Consider the following 19,410-nt stretch of genomic DNA (forward strand, 5'->3'; position numbering starts at 1 on the left):
TCAGCTCCTCGCCTTGAAGCGAACTGGTTGGGGCACCAGCGCACCAGCTTCAACCATCTTTGTCAGTTCTCGTTTCAGGATTTTCCCGCTCGCGGTAAGGGGCAACTCTTCCACCACGATATACCATTCCGGCATATCGAACTTGGACAGGCCTTCAGCATCCAAATGTTGCAGCATAGCGTCGGCTTCTACGTTGCCAATAACCGCCAGGCACACTTTTTCACCAAGCCGGTCATCCTTTATTGGAAAGGCCGCCGCCTTTTCGATCTCGCTGTGCGCGATGGCACATGCTTCAATGGTCGAAGGATAGATATTGTGACCACCGCGAATGATGATGTCCTTGGCCCGACCCACGATGCGAAGGTTGCCTTTGTCATCAAAGGCCCCGAGGTCGCCGGACATAAGATAACCATGCGCATTGAATGTTTTTTCAGTGGCCGCTTGGTTCGCAAAGTAACCCAGCATCATGACCGCACCGCGGCCTCCGATTTCGCCAGCTTCACCTTGCGCAACTTCTTGGTCCGGGTTTTCGGGATCCCAGATCTTGACTTCATAGCCAGGACCGCCGCGCCCACAGGTGGACACCCAGGTTTCTTGGCTGTCGTCAGGATGCGTGTATTGGTGAGAGGAGCACTCGGTCATTCCGTAAATGTTCTGCGGTGTTATGCCTTGATTCACAAAGGCTTGCGCAACAACTTCGGGAATTGGCGATCCCGCCATGTAGAAAATCTGCACATTTCCCAAACGTTCGATTTTCCGGCTTTCCTGCTCGGCAAGAATGTCCATTGCGTGCGTTGGAACACCAAGGCAGTAAGTTGCTCCGGTCTCAATGATCCAATCTATCCGGGACATACCATCGGCGGGATGGTCCGTGACAAACTCTCCGCCGCAGACCAGCCATTGAGCGATCCCAACCCAAGCAATGTGATGAGAGAGCGGGCTGATAGAATAAATCACTGCCGTGTCGTCCAAGGCCCAGTCACGCACCAAATCCCGACCGTTCGCCAATAGGGTATTGCTTGAGTGCATGACGCATTTCGGGCGACCTGTTGTGCCCGACGTAAATGCCAAATACGCAACCGAATCCGGATTTTCATGCACCGCTACTTCTGGCGCTCCAATCGAAGCGAGGGCGTCTACATCATAGACAACCTTTAGCGACGGCACGTCTTTGAGCATTTCCACAAAATCGGATTGCTTACGATCAGCGCCCCAACCTTCTTGCGTCAACAAAGCTTTCGCGCCAAGTTCGTTCAGCAGGGTAACAATCTCTGCGCAGGTATGGGTCCTGTGCAACGATGGATTACACGCCACGCCCAAACGGGAACACGCCAGAAACGTGACGATGGCCTCAATCCGGTTTCCCATCCAAAGCGAGACGCGATCACCGGCAACGATACCGCGACCCGCCATATCGTTTGCCATCGCATCAATGGCAGCCAGTAGCTGCGTCCACGTCAGCCGTTTCAATCCATCTCGCAGCGCCGCCGTATCCGCAGCGCGTTCCGCGTGCTTTGCCGCCAGTTGATAGAAGGTTTCATCTTGCCACAGACCAGCCTTGTAATAGCTGCGTGCAGCTTGCGGGTCGTGAAGTGTCAGCACTGGTCTCATGACGTCAATTCCCAAATTTGGTTGCGTCAGGGGCGCGGCGGCCTTCAAAGCTCTCTTTGAGCTCTTTGGACTCCTCGGTTTCAAGATACTGGCGCAGCAGCAGATCGTGTGTCACGCGGGACAAGCCACTGACACCACCGTGGCGCGCTAGGAATGCCCCTTTGATTGAGGCCAGCGCCAATGCACCGCGATCCGCGATTTCCAGGGCAAAAGCCTTCGTCGCCTCCGCCAGTTCAGCATCTGGCACGACGCGGTTGATAAGACCCATATCCTTGGCCTCAGCGGCTTTGATCTTGGGGTTGGCGTACCAGATTTCCTTTGCGCGTTTCTTGCCCACCAGGTCTTCCAGATACCACGTGCCATAGCCCGCATCGAAGGACCCCATCATCGGGCCAACCTGGCGGAAGATGGCGCTTTCTTTTGCGATGGTGACATCACAGACCATCTGAAGAACGTTGCCACCGCCGACCGCGAAGCCGTTTACCGACGCGATCACCGGTTTCTGAAGTTTGTCGATGGCATCGTACATTTCCAGCGTCGGCAATGTGCCGGAATAGGTCAGGCTGTCTTCCATCCCGTCCTTGCGGCCGCCGATGCAGAAAAATTTATCTCCGGCACCCGTCAGAACCATCACACGAGTGCGAGATTCCCGGCGGCTTTGCTCGATGCAATCGCGGATTTCGTGGCACATGGTTTCGGTGAACATGTTGCCATCTTCAGGTCGATTCAACGTCAGCGTGCCGATCGGGCCATCTTCTTCATAGCGAATTGTTTCATAGGTCATGTGCTAATCCCTTCGTATCCGCACACCGATCAGACGGTGCCGCGGGATTTGAGTTCGTTGATGCGGTCTTCGGGATATCCGAGCAGATCGCGCAAAACAGAGTTGGAGTTTTCACCCAGTCGTGGCGGGATAGAGGCTGGCAGGCTTGGTTTCCCGTCGACCTGGATACCCAAGCCAACCTGCGGGACACGGCGTTCGTCATCGTCAATCTCAAACAAGAAACGCCGATCGCTCAGGGCTTCGTCCTCCACCAGATCCATGACCGTGTTAATCGGCCCGGATGGCACGCGCGCATCCGCCAACAACTGCAGCCAGTGATCCCGTCCCTTGGTTTTCAGAAGGGCCTGAATGTAATCCACGATTTCAGACCGGTGTTTCCGGCGATCCGCATTGCTCGCGAATTCGGGTCGCTCGGCATAACCCGGCTGCCCTACGGCTGCCCAGAAACGCTTCCAGATCCCGTCATTGCCCAGACCCAAGGTCACTGGCGCATCTGCGGTGTCGAAAGCCTGATAGATTGCAATCACGCTGTCCCGCCCGCCCGAACGTGCGGGAACCTCACCTGTGCCCATGTAAGGCACGATGCGGCAACTCATGAAACGCGACATGCTTTCGACGAGGCTGATATCCAGCTGCCGCCCCTGCCCCGAGCCGCGACGTTCATAAAGTGCCGCCAGAATAGCCATAGCGGTGTCTTGCCCGGCCAGCATATCCGCCGCTGGCGTTCCAACCTTTTGCGGCGGGCTATCCGGTTCTCCGGTCAGGTCCATGACGCCGGAATAACCTTCGGCGATCAGGTCATAGCAGGTGCGATCTTTCCTTGCGCCTTCAAGTCCAAAACCTGTGATAGAGGCGTGGACGAGGTCAGCCTTTACGTTCTTAAGTGTTTCATAGTCTAACCGCAGCTTGTTCTGGACGCGGATTGGCATATTCAGAACGATTACGTCACAATGCCGGACCAGATCACAAAGCACCTCGTATCCTTCGGGCGATGCGTAATCCAAGGTGACGCTTTGCTTGTTCCGGTTCATCGACAGGTACCAAAGCGACACACCATCCAGAAACGGGGGCCCCCAAGCGCGACAATCATCGCCGGTACCGGGTCGTTCAATCTTGATCACCTCGGCCCCAAAATCGCCAAGCAGCATGGTTGAGGATGGTCCAGCGATCGAGGTCGTCAGATCCAATACCCGAACACCGTTCAGCAAGGAAAATGGGCCCGATGGATCGGGTTTTATCGGAACAAGATGAACTGAATCCTTCGACATCCGGTCCTCCGTCAGTGGTCACCCTGCATCTGAAAACGACAACGATGATGTCAGTCTTTGATTTCTGAGTGTTCTATTATTCTATATTTATCCCATTTTTAAAACAAATGGCGCGCGCCGTCAATTACTGGACAGACGAATTCCAAACAAAAAAAGGACCCGCATGAAATCATGCAGGTCCCAAAAGCTTTTCAGCGGGGTAGAGATTTACCGCGTTACGCAGGCTTAGCCGATGTTGCGCACAGCCTGCGCAACGTCCTGCACCATTTTCTGTACTTCGGTAATGCCCAGCGACGGCCACTGGCACCGCAGGATAAGCGGTGCGGCGCCCATCTCAAAATACTCTTCCATCAGGGCCGAGCAGTCATCAATATCGCCAACGATCACACGCTCGCTGATCGCCTCGCGCAGAGAACCTGCCTCACCCAGGGAATCATCAAGCCCCTGGCTCAGATACAGCTCATACTTCTCTTCGATGAAGGGTCCAGACAGTTCCCAGGCCTTGTCACGGTCTGGAACAACAAAGACGTCACGGCGTATGGGCAATGTCGCGGTCGGGTCGCCCGTGATCTCGCGATACATCTTGATCCATTCACGCACTTTGTCCTTCGGAACCGAAGGGCCAATATACGGGGGATGCTTCATCTTGGCGGCCCGCTCGATCGACTTGGGCGCCATCGCAGCCATCCAGATATCCGGATGCGGCTGCTGAACCGGTGTCAGGCTTGCACCGTCGGCTTTGATGGTAAAGAAGCGTCCTTCGTGGTCGATAGGATCACCCGTCCAGAGCTTTTTCATCACGTCCAGCGATTCAAGCATGCGCGGAAGACGCTCTTTTCGGTTGACGCCGAAGGCTTCGAACTCAACGTCGCGATAGCCCAGCCCGACACCCAAGATAAGGCGTCCACCACTGATGACATCCAGGGTAGCCAATTGGTCTGCAGCTTCTACCGGGTTCAAAAGCGGCAGCAGCATGATCCCGAATGTCAGGTTCATGTCACCCGTTTCCGGAGCCAGTCGCGACATCGCCGCAATCGGGTGCAGGTATTGCAACGGGCGCGCCAGGAAGTGCTGGCCAAAGACCATGTGGCCGAGCCCGGCATCACGCGCTGAATGTGCAATGATCAGTGACTCTTCAAACTGCTCCATCCCTGTACTACGTTCCGGCCGAACACCGGCGAGCGTTACACCGATCTGTCTCAATTTATCGGACATATTTCTCTCCTTAATTCCCCGTATCAGGACGCAAGGCCATCAAACCGCAAAGGCGCCAGAATATCGGTCACTTGTTTTTCGTTGGATTTCCCAAAGCTCAGGATCTCTCCTGCAAGCGTTTGGGTAGAGGCTGCGCCCAATACAGGGGCACAGTTTGCTTGGAATTTGTTCTTCAGGTCTGCCTCGGTCAGGACCGGAGTCGCGCGGGCATACTGGGTATATTCTTGACCGTTTTTCAGTTTCACACGAACACCGCCGGGGTATTCGGCGGGAAACTCTGGATAGTCTTCTTGCACGTAAGTCACGCGCTTCGCGAACGCGAGCGTTTCGCCATCCGTAAACGCGGCTTCTTCGAAATCCTCAAGCGTCGGCGGGCCTTTCAAAGCTGTTCGCGCGATGCAGTACGGCATCGAAAACTTGGCCTCGTAACCAGAGCGAGGGTTCAGCTTTTCATCACGGCTTTCGAACAAGACAGGGATATAATAGTCAGGCGCCATACATGTGATTTCGTCGATCTGGTCGGGATGAACATCCTTGTCGCGCGCAATTGCGAGATATGCGTTGACCGTCGCGTGGCTCAGGTGGCAGGCCGGATATTGCTTATACGTGATCTCCAGCCCGGTCCAAAGTGAACCCAGTTCTTCAGCCATTCCGGAACAGGACACTTCATCCCGACCCATGTGACTTGCAAAAAACCCTTTCGGCCCTTCGAACACAGTTGCGGGCCCGGTAAGGCCGCGAGAGGCCAGGAAGGCGGCGGTCACTCCGGCATTGGCCGCCCAACCTGCATGTAGCTGTTTTGCATCTGTACCATCGGTCAGAAATTCGAGAATACCTGACGCCTGACTGCCAACAAGCCCAAGCGCATTCTTGTGGCCTTCCTCATCCAACCCCATCAGAAGTGCGGCAATGGATGCAGCTGCAAAAGCCCCTGCGGTAGAGGTGGAATGGATGCCCGCATCCATCAACCGTCGGCCTGCTACAGCGCCGACCCTGTTGTTGATCTCATATCCTGCGGCAAGGGCCACCAGTGTTTCTTGGGCCGACGCTCCGGTCATTTCAGCAACAGCTAATGCGGCGGGGACCAATACGGCAGTCGGGTGCGTGATCGAAGGGCTATGTGAATCGTCGAAATCCAGCGCGTGGCCCAACATCCCGTTTGCCAAAGCGGCGGAGGTAGCCGGGACTTTATCCGGCAAACCAATGGCCGTCGCATGTCCGGCACCGCCATTGACAGCGGCCAATAGAGCCCCCTGCGTTCCGAAGGACGTGCGCATGGCCGCCACCATCACCCCTATTCCATCAAGGATATGACGACGCGTTGCCACCTGAACCTCGTCTGGAATGTCGGCAAGGGTCAGGTTAGCGGCGAAGCTGGCGTATTGACGGGCGATGGGCTCTGAAGACATCTGAACTCTCCCTACCAGCCGACCATGTCGGAGGCTGGCAAATAGCTTTCCAATCCGGTCCGCATACGCGACATCTCTTCTGATTTGAGTTGCCGTAAGGGGCGGCGCGGGATCCCCAGTGTCCGCCCGGCGATTTCTGATGCAGCCTTCAAATGCGGAGGAGACATATCGCCCAACAAGCTGACGATACGGCTGACTTTGTGCTGTAAAACAGCCGCTTGCGCCATGTCGCCTGACTGAATTGCGGCCAGAAGCTCAGACAACATACCCGGCGCGACAGTGCCCAAAGGGCTGAACCATGACGTGACGCCGATCTGAGAGGTCGGAAGCAGGTAGGCTGTATCTGTCGTCAAACGGGCCTTTGTTCCCTCAAACAGAGAATAGAGCTGTGACAGATAGAGATAGTTCAAGCTGTTTTCGACAACGCCGCCGAAATTCGGGATCGCCTCAAGACACTCGGTCACGACCGGAATGCTGACCCCGACATTGTCGCTGTAACGCGGCACATTGTAGATAAACAAATCTACATCAATTGCTTCGGCCACTGTTGTGAAATGGCTAAGCTGCTCTTTTTCCGACAGCCGCCAGTAATAAGGTTTCGACAACAAAACACCTTGGGCACCCAGCTTTTGCGCGTGCAATGCAAGTTCTGCCGACATGTGAGTTGCAGACGTGCTGACATGCGCGAACAGTGGAACCCGACCAGCGGCTGCTTCGGCCATGATCTCCATCGCACGATGTCGTTCCTGACCGCGGAGGTTGAACATTTCGCCGCCATGAATGAAGGAACACAGCCCGGCAGCGCCCTGCCCGATCAGGAACTCGACCTGGTGTGACAACGCCGTTTCATCCAACCCAGCGTCCCCGTCGAACGGCATCAACGGAGAATAGATTATCCCATTGGGCAAACCCATCATGCAATCTCCTGTTGAAACTCGTGGCCTTGGTCTGACAGATCCCAGCCGCGCGGCTCATCTTTCAGAAACTCAAGTGCTGCCAGCTTTTCTCGAATTTCACGAACGGCTGACCCCGACAGGGGTTCTTGCGGAGGGCGCATCGGACCGACCGAGCGTCCCATCATGTCCATTGCGACCTTTAGGCTGTTGGGAAACGCCGGATAGATCACGCCCCAAAGCCGTCCGAATTTGACAAACGCTTTTCTTGCTGCGCCCCAATCACCGTTTTTGGCTGTCTCGAACAACTCTTGGGACAGATTAGGGGCAATAGACGCGATGGCCGTGTGCGCAGTTTTTGCGCCAAGCGGCATGGTCGTCACGTACCATTCAAGGCTGGCACTTGTTTCGAACTGTTTGCCAAGCTCATGCATTGCAGCCTGTAGCTGGCAGAAATAATGCAGATTGAAACTGGCGTCCTTGATCCCGACGACATTGTCGACACGCTGCACCAGTCGGCACAGGAAATCCACGCTTAGCCCGGCACCGCCTTGCCAACTGGGAAGATGGTATCCTGTGATGGACAAAGGCGTGTTTTCGGCAACGGTGGCGAAGTAATCGAACAGCTCTTCGTCCCCTACCTGCCAATGATAGGGCGGAACGGCGAACACGGCTTTGGCACCCGCCTTTTCCGCAGCCTCGACAAGGCCAAGTGTCTCATCCAGGCTCGCGCTTGATACGCCGGAACACACATCAAGACGGCCCGCCGCCTGATCGACGATAACTTCGACAATCCTGTTTCGCTCATCAGATGACAAGTTATGCGGCTCTGCCAGGTTGGCCCCAACGTAAAGGTGGCTCGCATTGGGGAGACCACAATGAAATTCAACCAGTTTTCTAAGGGTTGGTTCGTCAATTTCATGATCCGGCAAAAGCGGAGTCAGTAGATTAGGTATGTATCCTTCCGGGACATGCCAGGTCATAATCTTCCTTCCTGCTGCGCGTTACACTTCCCGAAGGTTGTGAACCGGAACGCCGGTCGGGTATTTCTCGGTGGTTTCTTTCGAACGCGTCATCTCAAGCACCGCGCCTTCGGTTTTGGCAACGACCAGAGTAAAATGCGATTTCGGGATAACGGATCGGACGATGCACCCTTCGATCAGGTGACCCATATGGGTTTCCGGGTGCTGGCCAATTGTCAGATGCACGTGAATATTGGGCTCACCCGCCTCGTAAAGAATGCCCGACTTTTCGCGCGAGTCGAACGTATCAAGATTGTGGCCAATGGTTCCAAAGCCCGAGCACTCCATGAGGCCGCTAAACTCTTCAATACCTGGCTGCACAAATGCATTTGTATCACTGGCCAACGGGGTCGACAGGCGCGCTTTGGTCAAACCGCCGACAATGTTCAAGACAAGGCCGGTCTTGATCTGCTTTTCTTTCGCGACTTCGATCAACGAATGGTACAGATCCGCACCCTGGTTCAACTGCACCCAATAGACGTCAGTTATTTTAGACGTGGCGATAGTATCGATGTTCGGCAAGGAGGACATGTCAATTGGTCTCCGGGTTTGGTGTGTGTTTCGCTTTGACCGGAGCGAAGCTGTCCAAAATGTCGACAGCTGCGTTCCGGATCATAATCGTGTCAGTGGCGTAGATGAAGAAATTGACGCCACGGGCGATCCATTCTTCAGCGTCTTTGGGGCCATAAACGCCGATACCGGCTGTTCGACCTTCAACGCCGTGGGTCGCCACAGCATCAACAATCTTGTCCGTCGCATTCAGGACCTTCGGGTCATTCACCTGCCCCGCACATCCAAGAGATGCTGCAAGATCTGCCCGCCCAACGACGATAACGTCTGCGCCAGGCACGACTGCGGCGATCTCTTCGGCATTTTCTACGGCTTCGGCGTCTTCCAATAGCGCCACAACCAATGTTTCTTCGTTCAGGCGCCGGGCGTGTTCGACAAATCCGCCCCGCAAGGCGCCAAAACGCGACGATCGGCTGGCGGTACATGTTCCGCGATTGCCTTCAGGTCCGTATTTCGAGGACAGAGCAATGGACTTGGATTGTTCCGCCGTGCTGATCATTGGAACAACGACTCCAGACACACCCAATTCCAACGCTTCCAAAATGGATTTTTCGTCCATATCGCGCGTGCGGATCAAGACTTCGGTACCGCCGCACTCACCGGCGCGCACCATGTGCTGAACCGTGTCCCAATTCTTGGGGCTGTGCTCCAGGTCGATAATGACAAAGTCGAACCCGGATTCTGCCAGAATCTCCACCAGCGACGGACAGGACAAAAACGAGAATGTTCCAAACAGAGGTTCACCCGCTCTAACCCGTTCCCTCAAACTGCGTTTCATTTTTGCCTCCTAGCACATTGTTCTATTAAGCGGGATTTATCCTGCATAGTCAAGCACGACTATGGAAAATGATGCACTATTCCGCCACCGAAAGTTGGCTTCAGATCCCGATTAAATCTTTGTAATCATGAATTAATAACGGCTTATGCCGCTTGAGACTTCCATTTTAGGTAGTCTTCGGGAGTATCGATGTCCTCACGCAGAGGCGAATCGAACATGGTAACAAATTCATGCCCCAGTTTTTCGAGATGGGACTGATGTCGGCCCAAGCTGGCTTCCCCGAACAGGAAGGTCATTTCCTGTCTTGCCGGCAGGTACACTGCATTGGTTCCGCAGCCGGATTTGTCAGCGACCAGAACAACTCCTTCCGATCTCCTTCCCACGGCTATGACGTTCTTAACGGCAGACACTGAGGTTCTTGGGATATCCGAATGGAGAACCACAATTTCGTCGGCCCCTTTGCTTCGGGCGACGCTTACACCAAGCTGGATTGCTGCGTTCAATTCGATCGGATGTGGTTCGCGAACCGCGCTTGCCCCTAACTCAAGTGCGAGTTTATGCGCAAAAGGGCAATTGGACACGACGATCACCAGCTTCGGGCCGGTCACCCGAGTGGCAACTTCAAGTGTTCGGCGCAGCAAATCAAGGCACAGGTCGGACCGGGCAGCACCCGAAAGAAGGCTGCTCAGGCGACTCTTGCCCGTTGCAACCGACCGGAAGGGTATGACGAGGCCGACAGTCATCTGCTTGCTCGCAACCCTTCACCAAACCCTAAAACTTCCTGGGCCAGCAGGCGTTTTGCATCATCGTCATGCATTACCGTATTCGACACAAGGACCTGAATCCCCAAATCCTCGATCTGAGATTTTTGGGCGAAATCGATTTCGTCCAGAACAAAACCATCCAGCAAATCCCCATAAAACTTGGCAACCGAAAGCGCGCTGACCTCCATACCCTGTTCGCTCATTATTTTTGCCAGCGGGCCCTTGATTGCAGTTCCGCCGACGATGGGCGATACAGCGACGACCGGTGCTTTGGCATCTTTGATTGCTGCGCGCGCGCTCGGAATGGCAAGGATAGGGCCGATGCTGAGCATCGGGTTGGACGGGCAAATCGCGATAAGGCTGATATCGGGATCTTGTAAAGCAGCACATGCGTCAGGCGAAAAACGTGCCTTTGCCGCCCCTTCAAATGTTAGGCTTTTGAGCCGCGGCGCGCATTGCCGACCAACAAAGTACTCCTGAAACCCCATAGTCCCTTCGTCGGTTACAACCATGGTTCTTACCGGGTCATCACTCATCGGAAAAATCTGAGCGTTGACGCCAAGTTTGGTCGACAAAGCGCGAGTCACTTCCGTGAGGGTAGCTCCATTTGCCAGCAACTCACTACGCATCAAGTGCGTTGCCAGATCGCTGTCGCCCAGCAGGAACCAGTCCGGACCGCCCAGACGCTTCAGCGCCTTCATCATTCCCCACGTTTCACCCGCCAATCCCCAACCACGTTCTTGGTCATTCAAACCAGAAAGCGTGTACATCGCCGTGTCGAGATCTGGTGAAATGTGCAGTCCGAGATGACGAAAGTCATCACCGGTGTTCACGATGACCTTCAGTTGATCTGGCTTGCTGATATCGGCAAAACCTTTGGCCAGTTTCGCACCACCGACGCCTCCGGCGATGGCGCATATTTTGCCGTCTGCCTTTTTCATCGGAACAAATCCCGTTCGCGGGGACGCAGCAGGTCCGACGCTGCACCTTTGCCGGGAACCCCGGGAATGCCCCGGATCAGAACAACTGGACGGCCTTCGTCAGTTTGGCCCATCAAAAGCGATGCTGTTGCCGAAATCTCATCGGCCAGCCCGATCTGTGTTGCAACCAATTCGCGGCCGTCGCGGTCGTATCCACCGCATCTGTCGTCGAGGGCTGCAATGCCAGATACACCCAATGCTACGCCCATCGTACCGTTTCGCCAGGCACGGCCATGGCTGTCATTGATCAAAACGGCAACGTCAGCGCCGGTTTCCGCATGAATGCAATCCCGAATGTCAACGCAAGTGGCATCCGGGTCTTCGGGCAACAACAGCGCCACATCTTCACCGGGAACGTTTGACTGATCAATTCCGGCATTGGCCATGACATGACCCAGCCGGTGCTCTACAATCAAGACGCCCGCAACGGCGCGCAGCACGTCTTTGGACTCCCGCAGGATCAGTTCGACCAAACGGGAGTCCTTTTGTGTAACTTGCGCCAATGCCAGAGCTTTTTCCGAGGGGGCAATCCGTGTCAGGTCAACGGTCTTGCCCTCGGCTTTTGACACAATTTTCTGAGCGATTACGATCACATCACCAGTTTGCACGTGCATGCCGGCTCGGGCAATCCCGTCAAGGATCAAGCCGGTCAAATCGTGGCCGGGCATAACTTCCGGGATCCCTGGAAGCGCAACACATTCGAACCGTGCAACTTTTTGATCGGCGCCCAAACCTGCCATATCGCTCAGATCACGCGCCATTCAGATACCGGTGATACGAATGCCGGCACCCGGAATTTTATAGGTGCGATTGATGCCGATCAACAGCGATGTCAGCGCTTCTGCAGCTGCGGAATTGCAAATCGGACCCGCGTGAATACCCCTAAGGTTCAGATCGCCAGCCAGCCCAATGACCTCTTCCCGGGCATCCTTGCTGTCACCGCAAACAAGAACGTCCGTTGGGGATTCTCCACCCGGCTCAAGATGCGAAAGATGGTGGGCAGACAGGTTTTGGAAAGCCGAAACAACCCGGACACCTTCGCCCAGAACCTCCTGAAGCTTGGCAACGGCAGAGCCGCCATCGGGCAACTGCACCCGTCCAACCTTGGGCGGAACCAGAGGTACCGTAACATCGATGAGGATTTTTCCGTCCAAAGCCGAAGCAACTTCCGTTGCCGTGGCCTGTTGTCCTTTGAAGGGAACCGCCAGAACAACGATGTCTCCAGCGGCGGCTGCATCTAGGTTGCTTGCTGCCGTCACCGGATGCGCAGGGTTCATTTCATTCAGCTCGGCAACAACTGCCGCGGCTTTTTCCGGCGAGCGCGAACCAATGACCACCTTGTGTCCGGCTTTCGCCCAGCCGCGCGCAAGCCCGCTGCCTTCAGCCCCTGTTCCGCCAATGACAGCGATTGATTTTGAAGTAGAATCTGAGCTCATTGCATTACCTCTTCCCTATGAGCCAGCCTTCGCTTGGCTACTTTGATACGCTCGTATTTGACTGGTTGCAGGTCTACTGCGTGACGGGCAGCCAACTGTCTTTCTTCAGAAACACTGGCGTAGAGCGTTGATCTGCGTTTGGGCATGCGCGCCGCGCCCTCGATCAGTGCCTCAAGGCGCTCGACACCCATTTCCTGGCCGTGTTGCGTTCCCGCTGCGCGCGATATGCTTTCATTCATCAAGGTCCCGCCAAGGTCATTGACGCCACCATTCAGCAATTGACCGATACCTTTCGGCCCAACCTTGACCCACGAGGCCTGGATATTGGTGATGTGCGGATGAAGCACGAGGCGCGCAATGGCATGCATGAGCCGCACTTCGCGGAACGTCGGCCCCATCCGGGCCTCGCCTTTCTTGTAGACCGGGGCGTCCATATGCACGAAAGGCAGCGGGACCAGTTCCGTGAAAACGCCTGTACGCATCTGAATACCACGAAGATGCAGCAAGTGACGCGCCCAATGCACGGGCTGTTCGACATGACCGAACATGATCGTAGCCGTCATGCGCAATCCGACGTCTGCCGCAGCCTCGGCCACATCCAACCATTGTTCCGTGTTCACCTTGTCTGCACACAGAATATCTCGGACATCGTCATCCAGAATTTCGGCTGCGGTGCCGGGCAGACTTCCAAGCCCTGCATCCTTGAGCTGCTCCAGAAACTCCCGAACCGTAAGGTCAAGCGTTTCTGCGCCATGCGTGACTTCGAGCGGCGAGAATGCATGGATATGCATGTCCGGCACCGCCTCTTTGATCCATTTGCATATCTGCAGATATACCTCGCCTGTGTAGCCGGGGTGGATACCGCCTTGCATACAAACCTCGGTGGCTCCACGCGCCCAGGCCTCAGCTGCCCGGCGTTTGATTTCAGCCTCGCCGAGATTGTAAGGGGACTCACGCTCGGTCGTACGAGCGTTCGCTTTTGAGAAGGCGCAAAAACTGCAGCTATATTTGCAGATATTGGTGTAATTGATGTTCCGGTTGACCGCATAAGTGACGGTGCCACCACATGTCTTCTGGCGCAATTCATCTGCCGCCTGACAAATGACTTCGACATCATTTCCACGGGCTGCAAACAAGCGTGTAACCTGGGCCTCATTCAAAAGAACGCCTGCTTTCAAATCGCTCAGTACTGTCTCTATTGCAGTCGACGCGGCCCGGACCGGACCAGGCTGTGCAGCCGGGGCGTTATCCACCATTCCCACATGCCAATCCGTATCCCGAGGGAAACCTTCGGCATCCACCCGACGCGTTACACTGGTGCGCATCGAAGCATCCAGCCATTTGTCCAGCTGCTGCACATAGCGCGGATAGATCGGCAACCGCGGCTCCAGATGGAAACCTGCGTCTTCCGTTGCATCCTGCAACCGCGCAATTTCTGGCCACGGCGCTTCGGGGTTTACAAAATCCGGAGTGAGCGGGGAAATCCCGCCCCAATCGTTGATGCCCGCGCTCAGAAGTTCGGGGAAATTGGAACTGCTGAGGTTCGGCGGAACCTGCAAAGAAATATCCTCGGACAGGATGATACGCGCAGCAGCAGCAGTCCACAACAACTCGGTCATGTCCGGTTCGGCGGCATTGTGCATCAGCGTGTCCGTCTTGGCGCGGAAATTCTGAACAATCACTTCCTGAATGTGACCGTATCTCTGGTGCAGCAATTCCAGTGCCAGCAACGAGGTTATTCTATCCAGAACAGTTTCCCCAAGGCCAAACAGGATCCCGCTGGTCATGGGGACATTCAACCGACCGGCGTCAACCAGGGTCCGCATTCTGACGGCGGGAACCTTGTCGGGTGACCGATAGTGCGCACGCCCCGCCTGCAACAGCTCGGACGACGTGGTTTCCAGCATTAGACCCTGAGATACGGAAACTTCGCGCAGCGACGCGATTTCATCCCAGGTCATCACGCCCGGATTGACATGCGGAAGCATCGTCGAGTTTTCGAGGATCAGCTTGCTGATCGCGTGGACATATTCGATCGTGTTCGAATACCCCAATCTGGCAAGCGATTTCTGCGCGCTCTCGTAGCGTCGTTCCGGCTTGTCCCCAAGGGTTAGCAGCAGTTCGGTACAGCCGCGCGCTTCGGCTTTGCGCACGACCTCCAAAACCTCTTCCGGAGACATATAGTCGGGCGCGGCATCGCTGGGCGCCTCGACGAATGTGCAGTAGTGACACCTGTTTCGACACAGCTTGGTCAGAGGGACAAAGGCCTTTGGCGAATAGGTAACGATGTTGCCAAAGGCCTCATCACGTTTTGCGCGGGCTGCCTCAAGCAAGGCATTGTGGGACTGCGATGACAATTGCTCCAGAACAAGCGGTGCTTGTTCTGCCGCCGTTCGGAGAATGTCCGCGACAATCTCTCTGGTCCCATAAATATCCCGCGCATGATGTGTCACTTTAAAACGCCTCTTTCAACAGGGCCAGATATTCAGCCTCGGTGGGGGAGCGTGGGTTGGTTCCGTGGCAATGATCTTTCATTGCACCCGCCGCGACGGCTGGCAGATGCTCTTCAAGAACGCCCATTTCACTCAACCGCGAGGGCAGCCCCAGATCCGCGTTCAAAGCCGCCATAACTTCGTCCGGCTCACCGCCCAGAATTGCGGCCATACGCTCCCATTTATCGCCGATGACAGGGCGATTGAACCGGAGCACCGCAGGCATGAGCACCGCATTTAGCGTGCCATGATGAAGCGTGAGACCGTCAATCGCACCAAGCGGATGTGACAGGGCATGAACCGCGCCCAAGCCTTTCTGGAAAGCCAGCGCACCCTCGAATGCGGCAACCATCATGTCAAAGCGAGCTTGCTTGTTTTGGCCATCCTTCACCGCAACACGGATAGCTGCGTAACCACGGCTCAACCCTTCCAGCGCAATTGCATCGGCAGGCGGGTTTGCCGCCGCACCCATGAAAGTCTCGAGACAGTGCGAGAGCGCATCCATGCCGGTCGCTGCTGTCAGCATAGGCGGCAATCCTAAGGTCAGATCGGGATCGCAGACCGCCAATGACGGAAAGAAATAGGGGCTCAGGACACCCAGTTTACGGCCATCTGCCATCTTAAGAACCGCCGCGCGGCCAACTTCGGAGCCGGTGCCTGCTGTGGTCGGAACAGCGATCAACGGGCACATATTGTTCTGAATTCTTGCAACACCACCTTCTACGGCTGCGTATTGCGCCAGAGGCCCCTCGTGGCTAGCCATAAGGCGAACGCCCTTCGCCAGATCGATGGGAGACCCACCGCCCAACGCGATGATCCCGTCGCAATCATTGGCTTTGAAGACTTTCAAAGCCTCTAAAACCGCCTCTTCCGTGGGGTTCGGTGGCGTGTCCATGAATTGCGCCAGTTCGCTGTCAAACAGAGCAGAGATTTTGGCAACCACACCTGCAGCCACCAGCCCTTGATCTCCGATCAGCAATGGGCGGGTCATTCCGAATTCCGCGCAAAACTCGGGGAGTTTTCCAGCAATGCCATGATCCAGCTCGACACGGGTAAGATAATTGATAGTAGCCATTTCGTGTATTCCCTCTGAACCGATTAGCCTGCGAAGCTGTAAGCTGTTTTCACTGTTGTGTAGAACTCGGCAGCATAGCTGCCCTGCTCGCGCGGCCCAAAGCTCGATCCTTTGCGACCACCGAACGGCACATGGTAATCAACCCCCGCGGTCGGGAGGTTGACCATAACCATTCCGGCTTCGCTGTTGCGTTTAAAATCTGTCGCGAATTTCAGCGACGACGTGCAGATACCAGCCGACAGGCCAAACTCGGTATCGTTCGCGGTCGCAAGGGCCTCGTCATAGTTGGCCACGCGAATGACACTGGCAACCGGGCCAAAGATCTCTTCACGCGAAATTCTCATGTCATTGGTCGCTTCGGTGAACAAAGTTGGCGCGATAAAGTGCCCCTTTGTCTCGCGTGTCAAAGCCTCGCCGCCAAAGGCAACAGTTGCACCTTCAGACTTGCCAATGGCGATGTAATCCAAGTCTTGCGCCAACTGGCTGGCATCGACCGCCGGACCCATCTGAGTGGCAGGATCCAACGCATCCCCAACAACCAGATTTTCCAGGCGCGTCTTGAGGGCGCCGACAAACTCGTCATGAATTCCCTCTTCAACGATCAGACGGCTGGAGGCTGTGCAGCGCTGGCCTGTTGAGAAGAATGCTCCGTTAACGGCGCAGTCAACGGCAACGTTCACGTCAGCATCGTTAAGCACGACCATCGGGTTTTTACCGCCCATTTCAAGCTGGCACTTGCGCATCTTTTCGGCACAGATCCGGGCAACCGACCTGCCAATCCCGGCGGAACCGGTGAAGCTGATCGCATCCACGTCATCGGATTGCAGCATCGTTTCTCCAACAGTGCCACCGCCACCCATCACCAGGTTGAAAACACCATCGGGCAAACCGGCACGCGACAGGATATCAGCGATAGCCCAGGCACAGCCCGGCACAAGGCTGGCTGGTTTGAATACGACGCAGTTGCCATAGCAAAGTGCCGGCGCGATCTTCCAGGCCGGGATCGCAATCGGGAAGTTCCAGGGCGTGATAATACCTATGACACCAACGGGCTCGCGCGTGATTTCCACACCAAGACCGGGACGCGTGGATGGCACAACTTCACCAGCCAGCCGCAGAGTTTCACCCGCGAAGAAGTCAAAAATCTGGGCCGCGCGGATTGTTTCACCTATACCTTCGGCAAGGGTCTTGCCCTCTTCGCGCGCCAGCAATTGACCCAACTCTTCTTTTCGGGCCATCAGCTCGGCTGCTGCCCTGGCAAGAATGTCATGGCGCGCCTGAATCCCTGTACGTGCCCAAGCGGGTGCGGCAGATTTTGCCGCTGCAATTGCGGCTTCTGTGTCTTTTACACTCGCACCAGCATAGTGACCGATAACGTCATCCAGATTCGAGGGGTTCACGTTGGGCGTAAAGCTCTCACCGCTAACCCATTGACCTGCGATGAAATTTTCATGCTGACTCATATTCTCTCACCTTGTTCTGGCTCTCGCGGATTTCGCGTTTTGCCTGGAAATTTCGCAACTCACTTTGATCTATAATACGATCTGTATCTCATTTTTCAAATCATTTATGATATTTTTCACAGCTTTCAGCGTGCAATATTGTTATAATAAACGGGATTGCTATCATTTTATGGTACATATATCCTAATGATCAACTGCAGATTCAGGCATAGCGGGAGCATAAAATGCCAAGCAAACAAGCATTGGTGCCTGTGGGAACCATTGGCGCTGGTACGATGGGTGCCGGGATCGCTCAGGTCGCGGCGACCGCTGGCCATCAGGTTCTCATATACGATGTCGCCGAAGGTGCGGCGACCGCCGCAAAGGAACGCATAATCGCAATTCTCAAACGTCAGGTCGAAAAAGGCCGCATGTCGGCAGAAGATTGCGCGGCCTCCTGCGATCGGCTTGGTGTCGCGAACACTTTGGAAGAATTGTCCACATGCGGCCTCGTCGTCGAAGCAATTGTTGAAAATGCCGACATCAAGATAGATCTGTTTCGGAAGCTCGAAGAAATCGTGCCGCAAGACGCAATCCTCGCCACGAACACGTCATCAATCTCGGTTACAGCTATCGGTGCCGGGCTGAGAAACCCTTGGCGGTTTGTTGGGATGCATTTTTTCAACCCTGCGCCTTTGATGAAACTAGTCGAAGTTGTCCGTGGCCTTGCGACCAGCGACGACGTTGTCGCCGAGGTTGCGCAACTTGCCGTGTCTTGGGGTAAGAAACCTGTTGAAGCTGTCTCCTCCCCCGGCTTTGTCGTCAACCGCATTGCGCGCCCCTTTTATGGCGAAGGGCTGCGCATTCGCGAAGAGGGCTTTGCCGACTTTGCGACCATTGACGCGGTCATGACCGAAGGTGCCGGATTCCGCATGGGGCCGTTCACCCTTATGGATCTGATCGGCAACGATGTGAACTTTTCGGTTAGCCAATCCGTATTCGAGGCCTATTTCGGCGACCCCAGGTTCCGTCCTTCGCTACTCCAGCAGGAATATGTGCGCGCAGGCTGGCTGGGTCGGAAAAGTGGCCGGGGCTATTATGACTACGCCGAAGGCGCGAAACCCGAAACAGCGGCAACGCTTGAGCGGGCGGATATCGATCCGTTTCCCTTTGACCTCGCAGGCAACCCGACAAAATGCGGCGAAACCCTTGTTGCGCTGACTGACGGGCGAACAGCGAAGCAGCGGGCGCTGGATGAAGGGGCGCCAGTGGTCCTCTATGACCTCACAGTCGCAAACGCCAAAAGAATTTCTGTGACCCGATCCAACGGCGTGCCTGAGTCAGACTTCGACGCAATCGTCGCCAGCCTGCAAAGCAAAGGGTTTGCCGTAAGTCTGATCGGGGATTGCCCCGGATTGATTGCAATGCGCACGGTCGCCATGTTGGCAAACGAAGCTTTTGATGCCGTTCTGCAGGGCGTTACAACGGCAGAAGGTGCCGACGAAGCGATGAGATTTGGGGTGAACTACCCGAAGGGTCCAATCACATGGGCGCAAGACATTGGCCTTCATCATGTCGCGACCACGTTGAAGCATCTCGAAGCCGCCTATGGCGACCCGCGCTATCGCGTTTCTCTGGCGCTTGCGCAAGCTGCGCTGTCCTGAAAACGAT

At 55.5% G+C, this 19,410-nt stretch carries 17 protein-coding genes; 1 reads left to right on the forward strand and 16 read right to left on the reverse strand.

The window, feature by feature from the left end; translation table 11 throughout:
* The 16 genes from ACR0B3_RS22085 to ACR0B3_RS22160 all read right to left on the reverse strand — a co-directional run bounded on the left by ACR0B3_RS22085 (position 1) and on the right by ACR0B3_RS22160 (position 17,760).
* Complete coding sequence (locus tag ACR0B3_RS22085; RefSeq protein ID WP_480810953.1) at positions 1 to 1,611, reverse strand: class I adenylate-forming enzyme family protein; 1,611 nt, start codon at positions 1,609 to 1,611, stop codon at positions 1 to 3.
* Between the two features lie 4 nt (positions 1,612 to 1,615).
* Positions 1,616 to 2,395 carry an enoyl-CoA hydratase-related protein gene (locus ACR0B3_RS22090; RefSeq protein WP_480810954.1) on the reverse strand — a complete coding sequence of 260 codons (780 nt, stop codon included), beginning with the start codon at positions 2,393 to 2,395 and terminating at the stop codon, positions 1,616 to 1,618.
* Positions 2,396 to 2,424: 29 nt separating this feature from the next.
* On the reverse strand, positions 2,425 to 3,663 hold the full coding sequence (locus ACR0B3_RS22095) for a CaiB/BaiF CoA transferase family protein (protein WP_480810955.1): 1,239 nt from the start codon (positions 3,661 to 3,663) through the stop codon (positions 2,425 to 2,427).
* Positions 3,664 to 3,888: 225 nt separating this feature from the next.
* Complete coding sequence (locus ACR0B3_RS22100) at positions 3,889 to 4,878, reverse strand: LLM class flavin-dependent oxidoreductase (RefSeq protein ID WP_480810956.1); 990 nt, start codon at positions 4,876 to 4,878, stop codon at positions 3,889 to 3,891.
* Between the two features lie 23 nt (positions 4,879 to 4,901).
* Positions 4,902 to 6,287, reverse strand: a complete 1,386-nt coding sequence (locus ACR0B3_RS22105) for an MmgE/PrpD family protein (protein WP_480810957.1) — start codon at positions 6,285 to 6,287, stop codon at positions 4,902 to 4,904.
* A gap of 11 nt (positions 6,288 to 6,298) precedes the next feature.
* Positions 6,299 to 7,204: a dihydrodipicolinate synthase family protein gene (locus ACR0B3_RS22110; protein ID WP_480810958.1), complete on the reverse strand. Its 906-nt coding sequence runs from the start codon at positions 7,202 to 7,204 to the stop codon at positions 6,299 to 6,301.
* On the reverse strand, positions 7,201 to 8,163 hold the full coding sequence (locus tag ACR0B3_RS22115) for a dihydrodipicolinate synthase family protein (RefSeq protein WP_480810959.1): 963 nt from the start codon (positions 8,161 to 8,163) through the stop codon (positions 7,201 to 7,203). Before ACR0B3_RS22115 ends, ACR0B3_RS22110 begins: the two co-directional genes overlap by 4 nt.
* Positions 8,164 to 8,184: 21 nt before the next feature.
* Complete coding sequence (locus ACR0B3_RS22120; protein ID WP_480810960.1) at positions 8,185 to 8,733, reverse strand: PPC domain-containing DNA-binding protein; 549 nt, start codon at positions 8,731 to 8,733, stop codon at positions 8,185 to 8,187.
* A 1-nt stretch (position 8,734) separates the two neighbouring features.
* A complete protein-coding gene (locus ACR0B3_RS22125) occupies positions 8,735 to 9,550 on the reverse strand; it encodes an HpcH/HpaI aldolase family protein (RefSeq protein WP_480810961.1) in 816 nt (271 codons plus the stop codon).
* A gap of 143 nt (positions 9,551 to 9,693) precedes the next feature.
* A complete protein-coding gene (gene cofC / locus ACR0B3_RS22130) occupies positions 9,694 to 10,293 on the reverse strand; it encodes a 2-phospho-L-lactate guanylyltransferase (RefSeq protein ID WP_480810962.1) in 600 nt (199 codons plus the stop codon).
* Positions 10,290 to 11,255 carry a 2-phospho-L-lactate transferase gene (cofD, locus tag ACR0B3_RS22135; RefSeq protein ID WP_480810963.1) on the reverse strand — a complete coding sequence of 322 codons (966 nt, stop codon included), beginning with the start codon at positions 11,253 to 11,255 and terminating at the stop codon, positions 10,290 to 10,292. Before cofD ends, cofC begins: the two co-directional genes overlap by 4 nt.
* Entirely contained in the window at positions 11,252 to 12,055 is an 804-nt protein-coding gene (gene cofE / locus ACR0B3_RS22140; RefSeq protein ID WP_480810964.1) for a coenzyme F420-0:L-glutamate ligase, read from the reverse strand. Before cofE ends, cofD begins: the two co-directional genes overlap by 4 nt.
* Complete coding sequence (npdG, locus tag ACR0B3_RS22145) at positions 12,056 to 12,730, reverse strand: NADPH-dependent F420 reductase (protein ID WP_480810965.1); 675 nt, start codon at positions 12,728 to 12,730, stop codon at positions 12,056 to 12,058. It abuts the gene before it with no gap.
* Positions 12,727 to 15,183, reverse strand: coding sequence for a 5-amino-6-(D-ribitylamino)uracil--L-tyrosine 4-hydroxyphenyl transferase CofH (gene cofH, locus ACR0B3_RS22150; RefSeq protein WP_480810966.1), 2,457 nt, complete (start codon positions 15,181 to 15,183; stop codon positions 12,727 to 12,729). The genes npdG and cofH overlap by 4 nt, the downstream gene beginning before the upstream one ends.
* A gap of 1 nt (position 15,184) precedes the next feature.
* Positions 15,185 to 16,297, reverse strand: coding sequence for an iron-containing alcohol dehydrogenase (locus ACR0B3_RS22155; protein WP_480810967.1), 1,113 nt, complete (start codon positions 16,295 to 16,297; stop codon positions 15,185 to 15,187).
* Positions 16,298 to 16,320: 23 nt separating this feature from the next.
* Positions 16,321 to 17,760 carry an aldehyde dehydrogenase family protein gene (locus ACR0B3_RS22160; protein ID WP_480810968.1) on the reverse strand — a complete coding sequence of 480 codons (1,440 nt, stop codon included), beginning with the start codon at positions 17,758 to 17,760 and terminating at the stop codon, positions 16,321 to 16,323.
* 224 nt (positions 17,761 to 17,984) lie between these two features.
* Between ACR0B3_RS22160 and ACR0B3_RS22165 the strand changes: the two genes are divergently transcribed.
* Positions 17,985 to 19,403 (forward strand): 3-hydroxyacyl-CoA dehydrogenase NAD-binding domain-containing protein, encoded by a 1,419-nt coding sequence (locus tag ACR0B3_RS22165; RefSeq protein ID WP_480810969.1) that lies wholly within the window; start codon positions 17,985 to 17,987, stop codon positions 19,401 to 19,403.
* Positions 19,404 to 19,410: the final 7 nt, after the last annotated feature.

The sequence above is a fragment of the Ruegeria sp. CE9 genome, from assembly GCF_056537425.1.

Excerpts from the sequence above, each read along its gene's own strand:
- ACR0B3_RS22110 (WP_480810958.1), bottom strand. The coding sequence starts at position 7,204 with ATGATGGGTTTGCCCAATGGGATAATCTATTCTCCGTTGATGCCGTTC.
- ACR0B3_RS22105 (WP_480810957.1), bottom strand. The coding sequence starts at position 6,287 with ATGTCTTCAGAGCCCATCGCCCGTCAATACGCCAGCTTCGCCGCTAAC.
- ACR0B3_RS22085 (WP_480810953.1), bottom strand. The coding sequence starts at position 1,611 with ATGAGACCAGTGCTGACACTTCACGACCCGCAAGCTGCACGCAGCTAT.
- ACR0B3_RS22115 (WP_480810959.1), bottom strand. The coding sequence starts at position 8,163 with ATGACCTGGCATGTCCCGGAAGGATACATACCTAATCTACTGACTCCG.
- ACR0B3_RS22095 (WP_480810955.1), bottom strand. The coding sequence starts at position 3,663 with ATGTCGAAGGATTCAGTTCATCTTGTTCCGATAAAACCCGATCCATCG.
- cofD (WP_480810963.1), bottom strand. The coding sequence starts at position 11,255 with ATGAAAAAGGCAGACGGCAAAATATGCGCCATCGCCGGAGGCGTCGGT.
- npdG (WP_480810965.1), bottom strand. The coding sequence starts at position 12,730 with ATGAGCTCAGATTCTACTTCAAAATCAATCGCTGTCATTGGCGGAACA.
- ACR0B3_RS22120 (WP_480810960.1), bottom strand. The coding sequence starts at position 8,733 with ATGTCCTCCTTGCCGAACATCGATACTATCGCCACGTCTAAAATAACT.
- ACR0B3_RS22090 (WP_480810954.1), bottom strand. The coding sequence starts at position 2,395 with ATGACCTATGAAACAATTCGCTATGAAGAAGATGGCCCGATCGGCACG.
- cofC (WP_480810962.1), bottom strand. The coding sequence starts at position 10,293 with ATGACTGTCGGCCTCGTCATACCCTTCCGGTCGGTTGCAACGGGCAAG.
- ACR0B3_RS22125 (WP_480810961.1), bottom strand. The coding sequence starts at position 9,550 with ATGAAACGCAGTTTGAGGGAACGGGTTAGAGCGGGTGAACCTCTGTTT.
- cofE (WP_480810964.1), bottom strand. The coding sequence starts at position 12,055 with ATGGCGCGTGATCTGAGCGATATGGCAGGTTTGGGCGCCGATCAAAAA.
- ACR0B3_RS22100 (WP_480810956.1), bottom strand. The coding sequence starts at position 4,878 with ATGTCCGATAAATTGAGACAGATCGGTGTAACGCTCGCCGGTGTTCGG.
- ACR0B3_RS22155 (WP_480810967.1), bottom strand. The coding sequence starts at position 16,297 with ATGGCTACTATCAATTATCTTACCCGTGTCGAGCTGGATCATGGCATT.
- ACR0B3_RS22160 (WP_480810968.1), bottom strand. The coding sequence starts at position 17,760 with ATGAGTCAGCATGAAAATTTCATCGCAGGTCAATGGGTTAGCGGTGAG.
- ACR0B3_RS22165 (WP_480810969.1), top strand. The coding sequence starts at position 17,985 with ATGCCAAGCAAACAAGCATTGGTGCCTGTGGGAACCATTGGCGCTGGT.